Annotated in this window: 17 protein-coding genes; 9 read left to right on the top strand and 8 right to left on the bottom strand. The window is 63.2% G+C overall.

From position 1 onward, the window contains the following. Positions 1-212 precede the first annotated feature (212 nt). Positions 213-386, top strand: coding sequence for a YqaE/Pmp3 family membrane protein (locus HF955_RS06255; RefSeq protein WP_291078713.1), 174 nt, complete (start codon positions 213-215; stop codon positions 384-386). On the opposite strand, the gene HF955_RS06250 is transcribed toward HF955_RS06255, so the two are convergent. From HF955_RS06250 to HF955_RS06235, 4 genes are all read right to left on the bottom strand, one after another. Then, entirely contained in the window at positions 387-611 is a 225-nt protein-coding gene (locus HF955_RS06250) for a hypothetical protein (RefSeq protein ID WP_291078712.1), read from the bottom strand. Positions 612-768: 157 nt separating this feature from the next. Beyond that, on the bottom strand, positions 769-1,683 hold the full coding sequence (locus HF955_RS06245; RefSeq protein ID WP_291078711.1) for a tyrosine recombinase: 915 nt from the start codon (positions 1,681-1,683) through the stop codon (positions 769-771). Between the two features lie 42 nt (positions 1,684-1,725). Then, positions 1,726-3,324, bottom strand: coding sequence for a hypothetical protein (locus tag HF955_RS06240; protein ID WP_291078710.1), 1,599 nt, complete (start codon positions 3,322-3,324; stop codon positions 1,726-1,728). Then, the gene (locus HF955_RS06235; RefSeq protein WP_291078709.1) at positions 3,314-3,448 is read right to left on the bottom strand and encodes a hypothetical protein; all 135 of its coding nucleotides are present in this window, start codon (positions 3,446-3,448) and stop codon (positions 3,314-3,316) included. The genes HF955_RS06240 and HF955_RS06235 overlap by 11 nt, the downstream gene beginning before the upstream one ends. A 95-nt stretch (positions 3,449-3,543) precedes the next feature. Here HF955_RS06235 and HF955_RS06230 point away from each other — a divergent pair, with 95 nt between their 5' ends. Genes HF955_RS06230 through HF955_RS06220 form a run of 3 tightly spaced genes read left to right on the top strand, consistent with a single transcriptional unit; the run spans position 3,544 to position 6,529 of the window. Then, positions 3,544-4,116: a shikimate kinase gene (locus tag HF955_RS06230; RefSeq protein ID WP_291078708.1), complete on the top strand. Its 573-nt coding sequence runs from the start codon at positions 3,544-3,546 to the stop codon at positions 4,114-4,116. Further along, entirely contained in the window at positions 4,113-5,243 is a 1,131-nt protein-coding gene (gene aroB, locus HF955_RS06225; protein ID WP_291078707.1) for a 3-dehydroquinate synthase, read from the top strand. Before HF955_RS06230 ends, aroB begins: the two co-directional genes overlap by 4 nt. 23 nt (positions 5,244-5,266) lie before the next feature. Beyond that, positions 5,267-6,529 carry an HlyC/CorC family transporter gene (locus HF955_RS06220; protein ID WP_291078706.1) on the top strand — a complete coding sequence of 421 codons (1,263 nt, stop codon included), beginning with the start codon at positions 5,267-5,269 and terminating at the stop codon, positions 6,527-6,529. Here the strand turns inward: HF955_RS06220 and HF955_RS06215 are convergent. Together HF955_RS06215 and HF955_RS06210 are read right to left on the bottom strand one after the other, a co-directional pair. Continuing rightward, positions 6,509-6,853, bottom strand: coding sequence for a hypothetical protein (locus HF955_RS06215; RefSeq protein ID WP_291078705.1), 345 nt, complete (start codon positions 6,851-6,853; stop codon positions 6,509-6,511). The two genes, HF955_RS06220 and HF955_RS06215, sit on opposite strands and share 21 nt — an antisense overlap. Positions 6,854-6,932: 79 nt before the next feature. After that, positions 6,933-7,205 (bottom strand): BolA family transcriptional regulator, encoded by a 273-nt coding sequence (locus HF955_RS06210; protein WP_036264946.1) that lies wholly within the window; start codon positions 7,203-7,205, stop codon positions 6,933-6,935. A gap of 31 nt (positions 7,206-7,236) precedes the next feature. On the opposite strand from HF955_RS06210, the gene HF955_RS06205 reads away from it, so the two are divergent. The 3 genes from HF955_RS06205 (at position 7,237) to HF955_RS06195 (ending at position 10,518) form a co-directional block, all read left to right on the top strand. Beyond that, positions 7,237-7,860 carry a DnaJ domain-containing protein gene (locus HF955_RS06205; RefSeq protein ID WP_291078704.1) on the top strand — a complete coding sequence of 208 codons (624 nt, stop codon included), beginning with the start codon at positions 7,237-7,239 and terminating at the stop codon, positions 7,858-7,860. A 1-nt stretch (position 7,861) separates the two neighbouring features. Beyond that, the gene (locus HF955_RS06200; protein ID WP_291078703.1) at positions 7,862-9,355 is read left to right on the top strand and encodes a glycerol-3-phosphate dehydrogenase; all 1,494 of its coding nucleotides are present in this window, start codon (positions 7,862-7,864) and stop codon (positions 9,353-9,355) included. A 158-nt stretch (positions 9,356-9,513) separates the two neighbouring features. Next, positions 9,514-10,518: a complex I NDUFA9 subunit family protein gene (locus tag HF955_RS06195; protein WP_291078702.1), complete on the top strand. Its 1,005-nt coding sequence runs from the start codon at positions 9,514-9,516 to the stop codon at positions 10,516-10,518. 4 nt (positions 10,519-10,522) lie between these two features. On the opposite strand, the gene HF955_RS06190 is transcribed toward HF955_RS06195, so the two are convergent. Further along, a complete protein-coding gene (locus HF955_RS06190) occupies positions 10,523-11,374 on the bottom strand; it encodes an undecaprenyl-diphosphate phosphatase (RefSeq protein ID WP_027842052.1) in 852 nt (283 codons plus the stop codon). A 234-nt stretch (positions 11,375-11,608) separates the two neighbouring features. On the opposite strand from HF955_RS06190, the gene HF955_RS06185 reads away from it, so the two are divergent. Both HF955_RS06185 and gltB read left to right on the top strand, forming a co-directional pair. After that, positions 11,609-13,054: an NAD(P)-dependent oxidoreductase gene (locus HF955_RS06185; protein ID WP_027842053.1), complete on the top strand. Its 1,446-nt coding sequence runs from the start codon at positions 11,609-11,611 to the stop codon at positions 13,052-13,054. Positions 13,055-13,058: 4 nt separating this feature from the next. Beyond that, on the top strand, positions 13,059-17,597 hold the full coding sequence (gltB, locus tag HF955_RS06180) for a glutamate synthase large subunit (protein ID WP_291078701.1): 4,539 nt from the start codon (positions 13,059-13,061) through the stop codon (positions 17,595-17,597). Between the two features lie 40 nt (positions 17,598-17,637). On the opposite strand, the gene HF955_RS06175 is transcribed toward gltB, so the two are convergent. After that, positions 17,638-18,525: a DUF4349 domain-containing protein gene (locus tag HF955_RS06175; RefSeq protein WP_291078700.1), complete on the bottom strand. Its 888-nt coding sequence runs from the start codon at positions 18,523-18,525 to the stop codon at positions 17,638-17,640. Between the last annotated feature and the right edge of the window lie 18 nt (positions 18,526-18,543).

Raw genomic sequence — 18,543 nt, 5'->3', positions numbered from 1 at the left:
GATGAACTCCGCATACACGGCCGCCCACCTCACCCGATGCGGTCTGTACTACACTTGATTGAAACGCCCTGATCGCTGGTCTAGGCGGTGCCCGCCCGCAGCGTCAACCGGCGCGGCAAAATTCTTCCGGCAATGAGACTCCGGTGCAGCATGGAACCGCGGCGCAGGCTGCGCATTCAATCAGTACCATATCGCAATCAAGGAATGCCGACATGTCCCTGCTGATGATCCTGCTGACCATTTTCCTGCCGCCAGTGGCCGTTGCCCTGAAAGAAGGGATCGGTCTGCAATTCCTGCTGAACGTGCTGCTCACCCTGATCGGCTGGCTGCCCGGCGTGATTCACGCTTTCTGGGTCGCTTCGCGCGGCTCGGCGACCGCTGCCTGATCAATCGTCGGCTGGGACGGCCTCGATGTCGATGCGCATGGCCCGCCGGAAAATGATGACTGCCAGAACCGCCACGCCCAGCATGGTCACGATCTCCCCGCCGATCAGCATGCCGGTGCTGGCATGAAGGGCGGACAGCAACACCCAAGTTGCTGCCATCAGCGTGATGGCGATGATCTCGGAGATCAGGATGGTGGGAATAAGAGCACTCAGAACGCGTTTCATACCGGACACTTTCACGCCTCGATAGGGGGTTGAAGGGGAGCTGCATATAAGAAGAGATTCAGCGCGCGCCGGAAACTTTTCCCGGATCGCCTGCGACCTTTGCGCACATTCTATCAATCCCTTGAAGCCGCGCCTAGCGAACTTTCGTGCGGCCCGGTCAGCTCTGCGCCAGCGGATGTGCGGTTTCCAGGAGTTCGGCAAGTTCGTCTGTCAGGACATGCGTGTAGATCTGCGTCGTGGCGATGTCGGCATGCCCGAGCAGGGTTTGCACGCTGCGCAAATCGGCCCCGCCCATCAGCAGGTGCGTGGCATAGGCATGGCGCAGCGCGTGCGGGTGAACCCGGTCTGACCGCAGCCCGGCCGCCACTGCCAGCGCTTCCAGCATCTGTCCCAGCCGCCGGCGGGTCAGGTGTCCGGCCTTTCCCCGCGACGGGAACAGGAAGGGCTCTGCCCGTCCGCGCGCCAGCGATCCTTCCGGCAGGTAATCCTCGCGCACGGCCAGCCAGTCGGACAGGGCGGCCAAGGCCGGGCGGCCAAGTGGACACAGGCGGTCCTTTCCGCCCTTGCCGCGCACAATGATATCCCGCGTCGTCCAGCGCTGGCCCTTGCGGCGGGGCAGCTGGCCGAGTTTCAGGGAGACCAGTTCGGTGGCGCGCAGCCCGGCACCGTACAGCAATTCGAGCAGGCACCGCATGCGCGGATCGTCGGCGCAGGCGTCCAGCAGCCGGGCCACGTCTTCGCGGGACAGGACATCCGGCACGTCGCGGGCCGGAGCGGGGCCGTCAATCTGGGCCGTTGGATCATCCTTCCGGTCGCCTTCCTCGAACAGGAACCGGAAAAAACGGCGCACCGCGGACAGCTTCCGCGCCTGCGTCGAGGCCGCCATGCCGCGTCTCGCTAGATCCTGCAGCCAGCCTGATATCTCGGCGCCTGTCGCATCGCACAGCCCGCCGGAACAATGTTCCGATGCATCCAGCAGGTCACGGCCATAGGCATCGAGCGTATTGGCCGAAGCTCCGCGCTCGGCGGACATCATTTCAAGAAAGGCTTCAATACGGGCGCGGTCGGTCATGTCCCGACCCTGACACGCAGGCATTGAAACAGGATGAACGGATCAGGACGCCTTCCAGTAGCCGGAGGCTTCCAGCGCCAGCTGCCGGGCGCCATCCTCTGCGCCGATGCGCTGAAGCGCCTTCAGCAGGATCAGCAGGCTGCCATCATCCAGCTCGCTCGGATCGCCATGCGTCAGCCCGACCGTAGACAGGATCACCTCTCCCGCGGCATTTGCCTCTGCGGCTGCCAGAATTGCCAGCAGGGCAGGCTGGAATGCCTGGTCACCCGGTTCGGCAGTGCCTTCGGACATCAGGCGTCTGGCTTCTGCCGGTGCGGCAATGCCCAATGCTGTCCAGAGGGAAAACAGGCGTTTCGCCTCCGCCAGCTGCGCGTCCGATTCTGCCTGTTCTGCCAGCCGGGTGCCGATATAGCTGACCGCGCTGGCAGATGTTTCCTGTCCGGCCAGCACGACAAGGGCAGCCATGCGGGCCGCATCGAATCCGCCATCGGCCAGCGCGCCCTCCATCGTGTTTGCGGACGACCAGTCCTTAGCGGCCCGGAAATGTCCCGTCGCCAGGGCCGCCCGGGCAAAGACCGGGGCGCCGGGCGCTGTCGCGGCCGTCACCGGCAGGCGGGCAATCTCCTCCCAAAGGAGCGCCGAAACGACCCGGAACTCTGCCGGGGTCCGCATCGACTCCTCCAGCGCAGAGGCCAGGGCAAAGGCGCGATCCTCATCGCTGACCAGCGGGTCACGCGCCGCATAGACCGCACTTTCCAGGGCGGTCTCCGGCACAAAGTCCGGACTGTTGACGAGGGTCAGGAAGAGGGACCGGTAAGTCCGGTCCGGAAGCAGTCCGGCGGCGGCTGCCTGCGCCGCAGCTTCCACGCGCAGCCTGTCCGGCAAATTGGGGTGCTCGGCCATTGCGGCCGCCAGGTCAGGCCGGCTGTCAGGGATCGGGGAGTCCGGCGGGACCAGCCCGGCTTCTGCGGAAATGGCCAGGTTGAGGCCGGAGGAGAAATCGGCCTCCGGCGGCTCCGGCAACTCTCCGGACGCCGCAAAGACCGCTGACAAGAGCCAGGAATCGACCGCGTCCTGCTGCAACGCCATCTCGATGGCCAGTTCTGCCCCGGCCGTGTTGCCGCGCAGCGCCGCACAGACAGCGCGCAGTTTGGCCCAGTATCCGGTCATCCGGTCCGGATCATCCAGCATGTTGCAGGCCGTGGCTTCATTGCCCAGGGCCAGGTTCAGATCCGCGACAATCTCGTCGGCATCCAGCCCCGGAGGCGGCGTCTCGAGACGGGCCATCAGGCTGGCGGCCGCCTCGGCCTCGCCGAGCTCATACATGATGCGGGCACGCTCTGCCCGCAGGGCCGGCTCCTGCGCGCCGGGGGGCGGCGCGGCCGGGGACAGGGCCATGCGGCGCATCAATGTGCGCTCTGCCGGGGTCAGGCCATGTGTCCGCACGTCCCGCATCAGCGGCAGAAGGTCATCGGCATCGGACGCGCTCCACATGTCTGTGGACAGCGACGGTTCACCGGCTTCCAGAAAGCTCATGCCCCACGGATTCACCAGGTCCAGGCCGGAATCCTCGATCTGCGCCTCGGCCGTCAGGGCGACCGACCCGATCAGCGCGGCGGCGGCCAGTCCCCTAAAGGACATTGTCCACCTCGATGCGGACTTCACCGGGTTCCGGCTTGCCCTTTGCGGCCTGTCCGCCCAGCCACCAGGCAGCGCCCAGGACCAGGATAATCAGCAGGCCCAGAAGAATGAGAAACTTGCGCATGGAATAAGACCCTTGGATACAGATTTCCGGCGCTGGATTGCGAAGGCGCCGCAGCAACTATAGGACAAGTACCCAACAGAGCCTGAAAGTCCAGAATGCCATCTGACAGTGACAGTTCGACAAATCCCGACAGCGAGACATTGCCCTACATGTCCCGGACGGTTGCGCTTGTCGGTTTGATGGGCGCGGGCAAGTCGACTGTGGGACGCCGTCTCGCCGAGAAGCTGGGCCGGAAATTCTATGACAGTGATACGGAAATCGAAAAGGCGGCTGGCCTGTCCATCACCGACATTTTCGCGCTGCACGGGGAAGAGGATTTCCGCCGCGGCGAGCATCAGGTCCTGAAACGCCTGCTTGCGGAGCCTCCGCATGTGCTTGCCACGGGCGGCGGGGCCTATCTGAATGCGGAAACGCGGGCGCTGATGCGCGAAAATGCGGTCACCATCTGGCTGAATGCAGATCTTGAAACCCTCTGGCGCCGTGTGCAGAAGCGCGACACCCGTCCGCTGCTGCGCCGGCCCGATGCCAAGGATGTGCTGACCAATCTGCTGGCAGAACGCGAACCGATCTATTCGCAGGCTGATCTCGTCGTGCCGTCAAAGGACGGCCCCCATGTAAACACCGTCAACGCCATCTACAGGGCCTTGCAGACTTGGACACCGAAGTGAACCTCACCGCCCCGCCGATTGAAACCGTGATCGTCGATCTCGGAGACCGCAGCTATGACATTCTGGTCGGCCATGGCGCGCTGGACCAGTTGGGCAGCCGCCTGTCCGGCATGCTCAAACAGCCCCGCGTGTTTGTCCTGACCGATGAGACGGTCGAGCGCCTGCACCGGCATCGGCTGGACGAGGCGCTCGGGCCAAGCGGCGTGGCCACGCACTGGCTGGCCCTGCCGCCGGGCGAGAAAACAAAATCCTTCTCCAATCTGGAGCATATTCTCGACTGGCTGCTGGAAGCGTCGGCAGACCGCGGGGATGTCGTGATTGCGCTCGGCGGCGGCGTCATCGGGGACATTACCGGGCTCGCGGCCAGCCTGATGAAACGCGGCATGAAATTCGTCCAGGTCCCGACAACGCTGCTTGCGCAGGTCGATTCCTCGGTCGGTGGAAAGACGGCCGTGAACACGCCGCGCGGCAAGAATCTCATCGGGGCCTTCTATCAGCCGCAACTCGTCATCGCGGACACCGCGCTGCTTGAAACCCTGCCGCCCCGCGAATTGCGCGCCGGCTATGCAGAGATCGTCAAATACGGCCTGATCAATGATGCCGGCTTCTTCGAGTGGCTGGAGCGTCATGGCAGCGACGTGCTGGCGCTGGACCCGAAGGCGATCGCCCATGCAGTGGCCACCAGCTGCCGCGCCAAGGCCGCCATTGTGGCCGAGGATGAACGCGAGACCGGCGTGCGCGCCCTGCTCAATCTCGGACATACGTTCGGCCATGCGCTGGAAGCGGCAAATGGCTACGGGCCGGACCTGCTGCACGGGGAAGGGGTGGCGATCGGCATGGCGCTGGCGTTTCGCTATGGCGCCAGCCAGGGCCTGACCCCGGCCGAAGACGCCGCGCGGGTGAAGGCGCATCTGGAGGCGTCCGGCCTCCCCGCCGCCATTCCCGGCCGGCAGGGTGGGCCCTATACGGCCAGCCGTCTCGTCTCGCTGATGCAGCAGGACAAGAAAGCGAGCGGCGGCCATGTGCCCCTCATCCTCGCGCGCGGCATCGGCCAGTCCTATATTCACAGGGATGCAGACCTTGCATCGGTCGAAACCTTCCTGCGGGGCGAGTTGCTGGAAGGCTGATCCTACACAATGAAAGTCGTTCCATGATTATCGGCTATGCTGTTTCCATTTTGCTGCTGCTTGGCATGTCAGCCTTCTTCTCGGGGTCTGAAACCGCCCTGACGGCGGCCTCGCGCGCGCGCATGCACCAGCTTGAAAAGGACGGCGACAAGCGCGCGGAAACCGTGAACCGCCTGATCACCAATCGGGAAAACCTGATCGGCGCCATCCTGCTGGGCAACAACCTCGTCAACATTCTGGCCTCGGTTCTGGCCACATCGCTGTTCACGGCCCTGTTCGGTCAGGGCGGGCTGGCGCTGGCCATGGCGACCGCTGTGATGACGCTCCTGGTCCTCGTCTTTGCCGAAGTGCTGCCGAAGACCTATGCCATCACGCGGCCGGATTCGATGGCGATGAGCGTGGCCCGCCCGATCAGCGCCCTTGTCCTGGCGGTGTCCTGGTTCGTCGTGCTGATCCAGATGGTGGTGACCGTCACCCTGAAGATCCTGGGGCTCGGCGCCCCGGCGGAATCGGTGTCGGCGGAACAGGAAATTCGCGGCGCGATCGACCTGCACGCCTCGGAGGGCGGCGTGGCGGCGGAAGACCGGCTGCGCCTTGTCGGCGCGCTCGACCTGAAGGAGCTGACGGTCGAGGATGTCATGATCCACCGCAAGAACATCAAGATGCTGAACGCGGATCTCGAACCGCGTCAGCTGATTATGAAGGCGATGGCCAGCCCGCATACGCGCCTGCCGCTGTATCGCGGCGAGAAAGAGGAAATTGTCGGCATCCTGCACGCCAAGGATCTGCTGCGCGCGGCCCTGCCGTTGGGCGGTGACCTTTCTTCGCTCGATCTCGAAGGCCTGTTGCGCAAGCCCTGGTTCGTGCCGGAAACGACGCCGGTCCAGGACCAGCTGGACGCCTTCCTTCAGAAGCGCAGCCACTTCGCGCTGGTGGTGGATGAATATGGAGAGCTGCAGGGCCTGATCACTCTGGAAGACATTCTGGAAGAGATTGTCGGCCACATTCACGATGAGCACGATGTGGCGGTGCAGGGCGTGCGGCCCCAGCCGAACGGGTCTGTCAATGTCGATGGATGGGTGCCGATCCGGGATCTCAACCGCGCGACCGGCTGGAACCTGCCCGACGATGAGGCCGTGACGGTGGCGGGGCTGGTTATCCACGAGGCGCAGACCATTCCGGAACCGGGCCAGAGTTTCGTGTTTCACGGATACCGGTTCAACATCCTGCGCCGCCAGCGCAATCAGGTCACCGGTCTGAACGTATCAGAGGCCGAGACCAGCTGATCCCGTCTCGCGCCCGGCCATCTGAAGGCCGCGTGGCATGTCCTCGTCGCAGCCATTGGCTTTCAGCCAGGTCTTTTCCGACAGGGTGACAATATGGGCGGAATCCGGGTCCGGATCGTCCATGCCGATCACGGCCCATTCACCCTTCAGGGTCGGCACATCATGCGACACCGGCACGAAGACAATCTCTCGGCCCGGCTGGCAGACCGTGTCCCGAATCCAGTGAAGCATGCCATAATTCAGCTGCTCGGATGTCGGGTCTGCCAGGGCTGGACCCGAAATAGCGGCGCTGGCCGCAGCGGCCAGCAGGATCATTCTTACCATCACCCGTTCTCCTCGACGGCTGTGGAATTAATGTTCCAGTCATATTTCGGTTCCGGCCGGGTTCGCTTTTTTTTGCGACTCAGGCCGCCTTCGCGTTGAGCGCCAGCGCGTGCAGCCCGGAATCGAACTCCGACTGCAGCACCATCATGATTGTGCGCTGCGTCTGCACGCGGGAAAGGCCTTCAAAGGCGGCGGAGGTGATTCGGACACTATAATGGGTCTCACCGCCCGGGGCGGCCCCGGCATGTCCGGCATGCTTGTGGCTGTCATCGGTGATTTCCAGTTCAACCGGGTCGAACGCCTCGGTCAGAAGGTCACGAATTCGCGATAACCTGTCACTTGGCTGTGGCATCTTTAACCTGCACTCCTTATTATGCCGGGTCATGTCTGACGGTGACCCATTTTCCTATCGCGTGAAGTTCAAGGATATACGCGTCAAGCCTCCGAAGGACGAGGCCTCCCGCGCCCGTGCGCAGAAAACGCGTGTGTGCGACCATAAGGGGTGTGATCTGGAAGGCACCCATCCCGCGCCCAAGCGCAAGGGGAATGGCCGCCATTATTTCTGCCAGGCGCACGCTGCAGAATACAATCGCAACTTCAATTTCTTCGAAGGCATGTCCGAAGCGGAAGCGGCGTCCTTCGCCCGTCAGGAACGGTTCGGGCACAAGCGCACCTGGAAATTCGGCACCGGCCCGCTCGGCGGTGACAAGAGCGCCCAGAAGCTGGACCCGCGCCGCTGGGCCGGGAGCCGCTTCTTCAATATGGATGATGTGGCCAGCGGCGAATCATCAGCGTCCAGCCAGCGCAACACATTGCAGCGCCGCGCCCTGAAGGAGCTTGATCTCGACACCGATGCGAAGCCGGCCGAGATCCGGGCGCGCTATGCCGAATATGTCCGGCGGTTCCACCCGGATTCGAACAAGGGTGACCGCTCCTCGGAACACAAGCTGCAGCGCGTGCTGCGCGCCGGCAAGCTGCTCAAGGCGGCCGGCCTGATGAAAGGCTGAGATGCACGACCTCCTCGTCATCGGAGGCGGGATCAATGGCACCGGCATCGCGCGTGACGCGGCCGGCCGGGGTCTGGACGTTGTCCTGTGCGAGAAGGATGACCTTGCCCAGCACACATCCTCATCCAGCACCAAGCTGATCCATGGCGGCCTGCGCTATCTCGAACAATATGATTTCAGCCTCGTCAGGAAAGCGCTGATCGAGCGGGAAATCCTGCTTCGGGCGGCGCCGCACATCATCTGGCCGATGCGGTTTGTGCTGCCCCATCACAAGGAATTGCGGCCAGCCTGGCTGATCCGCCTGGGCCTGTTCATTTACGACCATCTGGGCGGCCGGAAGCTGTTGCCGCCCACCTCCACGCTGCGCCGTCGCTCGACCGACCGGCTCGACCCGCTGAAGCCGGACTACCGGCTTGCCTTCGAATATTCCGATTGCTGGGTCGAGGATTCCCGGCTGGTCGTTCTGAATGCCGTCGATGCGCGCGCCCGCGGTGCAGACATCCTGACCCGCACAAGATGCACGGATCTGGTCCGGCATGCCGATCATTGGGAAGCCGTTCTGGAGCGCGACGGGAAAAGCGAGACGCGCACATTCAAGGCGGTGGTCAATGCCGCCGGCGCCTGGGTGGACGATGTCCTGGGGCTGGATTCCGGACAGCCGGACGAAACCCACCTGCGCCTTGTGAAGGGCAGCCACATCATCGTGCCCCGATGGCATGACGGCGATCATGCCTATTTCTTCCAGAATGGCGATGGCCGCATCATGTTTGCCATCCCCTATGAGCGCGGGGCATTCACGCTGATCGGCACCACCGATGTGCCCTATGATGCAGATCGCGACCGGGTCGAAATCACTGCGGACGAGATCGACTATCTCTGCGCCGGCGCCAGCGAATACTACAATCGCGCCATCACGCCCGACGATGTGGTGGCAACCTATTCCGGTGTGCGCCCGCTCTATGATGACCATGCGGCCAATGCGTCAAAGGTCACGCGCGACTATGTGCTGAAACGCGATGACACGGAGGGTGCGCCCATCCTCTCGGTGTTCGGCGGCAAGATCACGACCTATCGCGAACTTGCCGAAGATGCGCTGCACACGCTGAAGGACGTGTATCCCGGAATGGGCCGGGACTGGACGGAACAGGCCAGCCTGCCGGGCGGCGACATTCCCGGCGCCGATTTCGATGCCTTTCTGGCCGGCCTGACACAGGCCTATCCCAAGATGGACCCCGATCTCCTGTCGCGGCTCGCCCGCGCCTATGGCACACGGGTCCGGGCCGTGCTCCAGGACGCGCAGACCGAGGCGCAGCTGGGTGTTCAGTTCGGCGGCGGGCTGACCGAGGCGGAAGTGCGCTACCTCCAGGCAGAGGAATTTGTCGAAACCGCCGAAGATGTGCTCTGGCGCCGCTCCAGGCTGGGCCTGCACATGGATGCGGCGCAGCAGCAGGCGCTGTCGGACTGGTTCACGGTGCAGGCCCCTGAGGGGCCATGACTGAAAGCCCGGCAGACTGCGCAAGCAGGCAGCAGGGCAGGACATTCTGCAGGCCGCGCTGATTCGCCCGTGCCGGCTTGGTAGACAGGCGAACGGGTCTATGGTCAAAGGCGCGCATCGGATTGTCGCGGCCGGGGCCGCCATGTGAGATACTGAAGATGACCAAAGGCTTGGTAACTGTTTTCGGCGGATCGGGGTTCATCGGTCGCTATGCTGCCCGTCAGCTGGTGAAGAAGGGCTGGCGCGTGCGCGTGGCTTGCCGGCATGTGAACACGGCCGGTGACGTGCGTCTGGCGGGCCCGCCCGGATGGGTCGACATCATGCAGGCCAACATCCGCAACCGGGCCTCCATCGAGCGCGCGCTTGAAGGCGCCGATGCCGTGGTGAACCTGGTCGGGATCATGTTCGAAAAGGGTGCGCAGACCTTTGACGGGTCGCAGGCCGAAGGGGCTGCCCTGCTGGCAGACGTCGCTGCCGGAAAGGGCATCACCCGGTTCGTCCAGGTGTCGGCCATTGGCGCGGACGCGGAATCGGCTTCCGATTATGCGCGCACCAAGGCGGAAGCCGAAGCGGCGGTGCGTGACTCGGTGCCGACGGCTACCATCCTGCGCCCGTCCATCGTGTTTGCGTCGGAAGATGAATTCTTCAATCGGTTTGCCGCCCTGGCAAGTTCCCCGGCAATGAGTGTTTTCCCGGTCCTGCCCGCCATTGGCGGCGGCAAGACACGGTTCCAGCCGGTCTATGCCGGTGATGTGGCCGAGGCGATTGCAATTGCCGTCGATGATGCTGGCACGGCGGGCAAGACCTACGAGCTGGGCGGCCCGCGCACCTACACGTTCAACGAACTCTATGACGTGATCCTGGAGACGATTGACCGCAAGCGGTTCAAGGCGCCCCTGCCATTCTTCGTCGCCAAACCGATGGGGTATCTGACGGCGGCCGTTTGGCGCTACATTCCGCCCTTCTCCTGGGGCTTTCTGGGCGATCCGCCGCTGACAGGCGATCAGGTCGAGCTGCTCAAGTCAGACAATGTCGTTGCCGAAGATGCCCTGACCCTCGAGGATCTGGGCGTGACGGAACTGGAATCCGTTGAAGCGATTGTGCCGACCTATCTCTGGCGCTTCCGCGACTATGGCGAGTTCCACAAGGCGTCCGAAGCCTAGGGCCTCAGAACAGGCCGACCAGCGGCGATCCCAGCACCAGCACGGCGCCCAGCCCGAACCGGTACAGGACGAAGGGCAGGAAGCTCATCCGGCTGAGCAGCGACATCAGGAACCAGATGGACGCCAGGCCGGTGATGAAGGCGATGGCGGCAACCACCAGGCCATCCTGGATCGTCAGCGCGGTCGTGCCCGCATCCGCCGAAACCAGGCCCATGGCGCCGTAGAGGCCCGCCGCGGCCAGAATTGGGGCTCCGATCAGCATAGAGAACCGGGCCGCTTCGGTGCGGTCATACCCGAATGCGCGGGCAGCGGTCATCGTGATGCCCGACCGGCTGGTGCCGGGCAGGATCGCGGCGATGGCCTGTGTCGCCCCGATCAGGAAGGCATGCCAGAGGGTCATGTCCTCTTCCCGGCGGTCGCGCCCCCCGGCCACATCTGCCCACCAGAGCAGGGCCCCGAACAGGATGGTTGTGGCGGCCACGACATACACGCTGCGCATCGATTCCAGCAGCGTCTCGGGCAGGAGCTTCTCATAGGCAAAGGCGGCCAACAGCGCGACGGGCGTTGCGACGATGACAGCCAGGGCCAGCCGGGCGCCTTTTGACAGGGGATTTCGGGATATGGGCGCCGCGCAGAGTTCAAATCCGCCCGCCACGGCGCTCGCCACATCTTTCCGGAAATAGATCAGCATCGCGGCCAGCGTGCCGAGATTTGAAACCGCATTGATCAGCAGTTCATCTGTCGGGCTCGCCTCGAAGAAATCGGCGGCCAGCAACACATGCCCGGAAGATGAAATGGGCAGCCATTCCGTCGTGCCCTGAAGCAGGGCGATAATGGCAAGCTGTAACAGGGTCATCAGATTGGCCCGATCAGTTGAGACGACTTCCTGACTAACCGAATTTGGCCAAACTGCCACCCAGGTCAAGTAGATCAAAATGATATGTTGTGTTGAGAACTCTTATCAATAGCCTGGATATTCGTCCTTTTGCCCACATTAAACAGATCAAAATGATACTTAGAAGGTGGAATGCGCTTGCAGAGGCTGTGAGAAAGACCTAATCCCGTCTCTCCAGAGCAGGGAGCGCCGGAAATGGCTGAGAAGATGCTGAAATTCACCAAGGTCGAGCGGAGCATGCCGTCAAAACGGTCTGCGACCGACCGCAAGGATGACTTCCACGAAATCTATGCCGAGTTCAGCACCGACAAGGCCCGCGAGCAGGCAACGCGGTGCTCTCAATGCGGCGTGCCGTTCTGCCAGCAGGGCTGCCCGCTTTCCAACAATATCCCGGACTGGCTGAAACTGGCAGCCGAGAACCGTCTGGAAGAAGCCTACCAGGTCTCGTCCGCAACCAACAACATGCCGGAAATCTGCGGTCGCATCTGTCCGCAGGACCGACTGTGCGAAGGCATCTGCACGATCGAACAATCCGGGCATGGCACCGTCACGATCGGCTCCATCGAGAAATACATCACCGACAATGCCTGGGAGCAGGGCTGGGTCACGCCCATCCAGCCGCCGCGCGAGCGCGCACAGTCGGCAGGCATCATCGGGGCGGGCCCCGCAGGATTGGCCGCAGCGGAACAGCTGCGCCGCAAGGGCTATCAGGTCACGATCTATGATGCCTATGACCGGGGCGGCGGACTGCTCGTTTATGGAATTCCGGGATTCAAGCTGGAGAAGGATGTCGTCGAGCGCCGCATCAAGCGCCTGGAAGACTCCGGAATCCAGTTCAAGTTCAACACGCGCGTGGGCGAAACGGTTTCACTTGCCACGCTGCGGGCAGAGCATGACACGGTGCTGATCGCGACGGGCGTCTATGCGGCCAAGGATCTCAAATGCCCGGGCAGTGGCGCTTCGGGCGTCTATCCGGCGCTGGAATACCTGACCGCTTCCAACCGCAAGAATTTTGGCGACGCCGTCCCCGCCTATGATGAGGGCGCCCTGAATGCCGATGGCAAGCGGGTCGTGGTGATCGGCGGCGGCGACACGGCAATGGATTGCGTGCGGACGGCCATTCGACAGGGCGCGAAATCCGTCACCTGCCTGTATCGCCGCGACCGCGCCAACATGCCGGGCAGCCAGCGCGAAGTGGCCAATGCGGAAGAAGAGGGCGTCAAGTTCGAATGGCTCGCCTCACCCGAGGCTATTCTCGACACGAAGGCCGGCAAGGTGAAAGCCGTCAAGGCCAGCCGCATGAAGCTGGGAGAGCCGGACGCCTCGGGGCGCCAGTCGCCCGTCAAGACCGGAGAGACGTTCGATCTCAAGGCCGACATGGTGATCAAGGCGCTGGGCTTCGACCCGGAAGACCTGCCGGAACTGTTTGGCGAAGAGACGTTGACCGTCAATCGCTGGGGCGCCGTGCGTGTCGACTATGCGACCATGGAAACCAGCCTGCCCGGAGTCTATGCGGCCGGCGACATTGTTCGCGGCGCATCGCTCGTGGTGTGGGCAATCAAGGATGGCCGGGATGCGGCCGAAGCAATGCACAAGGCCATGAGGGCCGCAGAGCGCGCCGGTAAAGTGGCGGCGGAGTGATCAGATGTCAGATTATGTAAAGCAGTATGAAGCCAATCGCCAGCGCCTGATCGACGGCCATGCCTATGATCCGGAGTTCGAACATGATGCCTGCGGCGTCGGCCTCGTCGCGGCGCTGGACGGCAAGCCTCGCCGGGAAATCGTCGAGATGGGCATCGAGGCCCTGAAGAATGTCTGGCATCGCGGCGCGGTGGACGCCGACGGCAAGACCGGAGACGGTGCCGGCATCCGCGTTGAAGTGCCCCAGGATTTCTTCCGCGAGCATGTGACCCGCACCGGGCACAATCCGACCGATGATCCGATCTGCGTAGGCCAGATCTTCCTGCCGCGCACGGACTTTGCCGCCCAGGAGGCGGCCCGGACGCTGGTGGAAACCGAAGTGCTGCATTTCGGCTTCTACATCTATGGCTGGCGCCAGCCGCCAGTCGATGTCACGGTGATCGGCCAGAAAGCCAAGGACACACGGCCGGCCATCGAACAGATCATGTTCCGCGATGCCATGGGCCGCAGCCCGGAAGACCTCGAGCGCGCCCTCTATATCTGCCGCCGGCGGATCGAGCGCCGCGCGCGCGAAGCGGCCATTCCGTCATTCTATGTCTGCTCGCTCAGCCATGCCTCGCTGATCTACAAGGGCATGTTCCTGGCGCAGGACATCGACAATTTCTATCTCGACCTGAAGGATGAGCGTTTCGTCTCGGCCTTCGCCATCTACCACCAGCGCTATTCGACCAACACTTTCCCGCAATGGTCGCTCGCCCAGCCCTTCCGCATGATCGCGCACAATGGCGAAATCAATACGGTGCGCGGCAACAAGAACTGGATGAAGAGCCACGAGATCCGCATGGTCTCCGAAGCCTTCGGGGAACATGTCGATGATGTGAAGCCGGTCATTCCGGATGGCACGTCCGATTCCGGCGCGCTGGATTCCGTGTTCGAAATCCTGTGCAAGTCGGGCCGGTCGGCCCCGATGGCCAAGGCGATGCTGATCCCGGAAGCCTGGTCGAAGCGCGACTCGGTGATGCCGACATCGCACCAGGCCCTGTATGACTACTGCAACTCCGTCATGGAGCCGTGGGACGGCCCGGCCGGGATCGCCGCCTATGATGGCCGCTGGGCGATTGCCGGACTGGACCGGAACGGCCTGCGTCCGCTGCGGTATGCCCTGACAGCCGACGGCATTCTTGCGGTCGGTTCCGAAGCCGGCATGTGCCCGCTGGGCGATCATGAAGTGACCAAGCGCGGCCTGATTCAGGCCGGCGGCATGATTGCGGCAGACCTCAAGACAGGCAAGTTCTACGAACATCGTGAACTGATCGACCTTCTCGCCGGCAAGGCGCCCTATGAGGAATGGCTGAAGGCGGTGACCGAACTGGAGCCGGAAATCGGTCCGGGGCCGGAACCCCTGATGTTCAACAAGGAAGACCTGCTGCGCCGCCAGACGGCTGCGGGCTATACACTTGAAACGCTCGAACTGATCCTCGCCCCGATGGCCGAAGGCGGCAAGGAAGCCATCGGGTCGATGGGCGATGACACGGCAACGGCCGTGTTGTCCTATTCCTACCGCCCGATGAGCCATTTCTTCCGGCAGAATTTCAGCCAGGTGACCAACCCGCCGGTTGACCCGCTGCGGGAAGAGCGTGTCATGAGCCTGAAGACCCGGTTCAAGAATCTCGGAAACGTGCTGGATACGGACAAGTCGCAACAGGAAGTCTTCGTCCTCGAAAGCCCCGTGCTGACGAACGGCATGTATGACCGCCTGATTGACCGGCTCGGCGTCGGTACGGCAGAGATCGACTGTACGTTCGAGGAAAGTGCTGCGTCCGGTGACGGAACGGCGCTGAAGGATGCTCTCAGCCGGATCCGCCGGGAAGCCGAGGATGCGGTCCGCGAAGGACGCGAACACATCATCCTGACCGATCAGTACCAATCGGCCGACAAGATTGCCATTCCTATGATCCTGGCAACCGGCGCCGTGCACTCGCACCTCGTCGCCCAGGGCCTGCGGACCTTCTGCTCGATCACCGTCCGGTCTGCCGAATGTCTTGATACGCATTATTTCGCCGTTCTCGTCGGCGTGGGTGCCACTTGCGTCAATGCCTATCTGGCGCAGGACATCATCGCCGACCGGCAAGCCCGCGGCCTGTTCGGCGACATGTCGCTCAATGACTGCGTCCTGAACTTCAAGAAGGCCATCGAGGCCGGTCTGCTCAAGATCATGTCCAAGATGGGCATCTCGGTGATCTCGTCCTATCGCGGCGGGTACAATTTCGAGGCGCTCGGCCTGTCGCGCGCGCTCGTGGCGGATTATTTCCCCGGCATGAACAGCCGGATTTCCGGCCTCGGCCTGGCCGGTCTGGAAGAGAATGCGCTGGTCCGTCATGAAGCCGCCTTCGACGAGGATGTCGTCTCCCTGCCAGTCGGTGGCTTCTATCGCCTGCGTGCGTCCGAAGAACCACACGCTCTTGACGGCAATTTGATCCATACGCTTCAGGCAGCCTGTGACCGGGGCGACTATTCGATCTATCGCAAATATGTCGAAGCCGTACACGGACGGGACCCGATCCAGCTGCGCGATCTTCTGGACTTCAAGCCCGCCGGCGCGCCGGTGCCGGTCTCCAGCGTCCAGTCGATCAACGAAATTCGCAAGCGTTTCGTCACGCCCGGCATGTCGCTCGGTGCGCTCAGCCCTGAAGCGCATGGCACGCTGAACGTCGCCATGAACCGGATTGGCGCCAAGTCGGTTTCCGGGGAAGGCGGCGAAGACCGCGCCCGGTTCCGGCCGCTGCCCAATGGCGACAACATGAACTCCGCCGTCAAGCAGGTCGCGTCCGGCCGCTTCGGTGTGACGGCGGAATATCTCAATCAGTGCCGCGAGATCGAGATCAAGATCGCCCAGGGTGCCAAGCCCGGGGAAGGGGGCCAGCTGCCCGGCTTCAAGGTGACGGAGCTGATCGCGAAACTGCGCCACGCCACGCCCGGTGTGACGCTGATCTCGCCGCCGCCCCACCATGACATCTATTCCATCGAGGATCTGGCCCAGCTGATCTATGATCTGAAACAGATCAATCCCGATGCGCGGGTCTGCGTGAAACTGGTCGCCCAGTCCGGCGTCGGCACGGTGGCGGCCGGTGTGGCCAAGGCAAAGGCCGACGTCATCCTGATCGCCGGCGGTGTGGGCGGCACAGGCGCCAGCCCGCAGACCTCGATCAAATATGCCGGCCTGCCCTGGGAACTCGGCCTGGCCGAAGGGCACCAGATCCTGTCGCTCAACAATCTGCGCAACAAGGTCACGCTGCGCACCGATGGCGGCCTGCGCACGGGCCGGGACATCGTCATCGCGGCCATGCTGGGTGCGGAAGAATACGGCATCGGCACGGCCGCGCTCGTGGCCATGGGGTGCATCATGGTGCGCCAGTGCCACTCGAACACCTGCCCGGTCGGCGTGTGCGTTCAGGATGAAGCCCTGCGGGCCCGGTTCACCGGCTCTCCCGAGAAGGTCGTCAATCTGATGAGTTTCATTGCCGAAGACGTGCGCGAAATCCTCGCCTCGCTCGGCCTGAAATCGCTGGACGAGGCCATCGGCCGCACGGATCTGCTGACCCAGGTCAGCCGCGGTTCCACCCATCTGGACGATCTCGATCTCAATCCGCTCCTCGTTCAGGTCGACACCGAAACACCGGTCGTCTACCAGCCGAACCGCCGGGAAGAGGTGCCGGACACGCTTGATGCACAGATCCTGCGCGACGCCGAGCCCTTCTTCGAGCGCGGTGAGAAGATGCAGCTCGAATATGGGGTGCAGAACACGATGCGGGCCATCGGAGCACGGTCGAGTTCTGCCATCACGCGGAAGTTCGGCATGCAGGCCCTGCCGGAAGGACGCCTGCATATCCGCCTCGAAGGGTCTGCTGGTCAGTCGCTGGGCGCCTTTTCGGTCCAGGGCCTCCTGCTGGAAGTGATCGGCGATGCCAATGACTATGTCGGCAAGGGCCTGTCAGGTGCCTCCATCGTGGTGTCGCCCCGCCCGAAAGAGCGCCACCGCGCCGGAGATGCCATCATCGGCAATACCTGCCTGTATGGCGCGACTGCGGGCAAGCTGTTTGCGGCCGGTACCGCTGGTGTCCGTTTTGCGGTTCGCAATTCCGGTGCAGTCACCGTCATCGAAGGCTGCGGGGCCAATGGCTGCGAATACATGACCGGCGGCAAGGCCGTGATCCTCGGACCGGTCGGCGACAATTTCGGCGCCGGCATGACGGGCGGCACGGCCTATATCTGGGACCCGGACAAGCAATTCGATCGCGTGGCCAATCCGGACGCGATCGACTGGTATCCCCTGTCGGACATGAAGGCAGAATATGTCGCCGAGGCCCGCACCCTGATCGAGGAACATTTCAAGCGCACCAAATCGCCGCGCGCGAAGGACATCCTCGAGGATTGGGACACATCGGTCCAGGACATCCTGATGATCGTCCCGAAAGAGATCGCACATCTCCTGCTGGGCGATGCGAAGCCCAAGGCGGGCAAGAAAGCGGCGGCCAAGGCCTGATCAGAAAAGCCCCCGGATCGCTCCGGGGGCTTTTTTCACATCATTCCGGTTTCTTGCGGCGTATCCGCGGCCAGATCAGTTTCAGCCAGATCCAGAGGAAGACGCCAATCAGGATCAGCCAGGGCAGGCCGCCCGCGAAGGCCGTGATGACGGCGGCCAGCGCACGTGACAGATTATAGAAGAAATCTCCGAACGCATTTGCAACCGGCGACAAGGCGCCCTGCGAGACGGGATTTCGTTTCGTCTCGTAACTGATGCTCAGCTGACTCATGTCGACGCGGATCATCAGGGCCTTGAGCGACGATTTCAGGGAATCTATTTCGCCATTGACCCGGGCCAGTTCACGTTCCGTGGCCAGAAGGTCTCCCAGCTCCCCTTCCCGATTGGCCAGCAACTCCTCCAGACGTTTCTGCAGGGTTTGCTGGGCGTTCAGGCGGGCATCCGTGTCGATGATGGAAACGGTAAGGTCTTCGGCCGTGGTCTGCCGGTTGGTGACCTCGCCATTGGCCCGCTCGGCTTCCTCGTCGATCCCGTTGAGGAAGGTTTCAATCCAGTCCGGCGTGGCCCGCAATTGCAGGGATGCCGAGGCCTCGTCTTCCGAATAGGTGTTGAACCAGGAATTTGTCACGATGCAGACAGAGGGCCCAGCGGCATTGCACGCGGCCACATGCCCCTGCATGACCGGTTCGATCTGTTTCACCGGCAGGCGCAGGCCGAGGGAATGCGAATAGGCAATATATTGCCGCGCCGCTTCTTCGGCGGGCGCACCGCCCCCGGATTTCGAATAGGCTTCGCCCATCGCCATATCCTGTTCCATCATGGGCGATGGCGCGGTCATGACAGAGCGCTCCACGGATTCGCTTCCGGGTCCGCCGCAGGCTGCCAGCAACAGCACGGCGGCGGCGATAGTTGGTAGTTTGAGTTTCATCGGGTCCCTCCACGTCCG

This window comes from Hyphomonas sp. (assembly GCF_017792385.1).
Lineage (GTDB): Bacteria > Pseudomonadota > Alphaproteobacteria > Caulobacterales > Hyphomonadaceae > Hyphomonas.
Note: the sequence above shows the minus strand (reverse complement) of the source record. Positions and strands in the feature narration are given on the sequence as shown.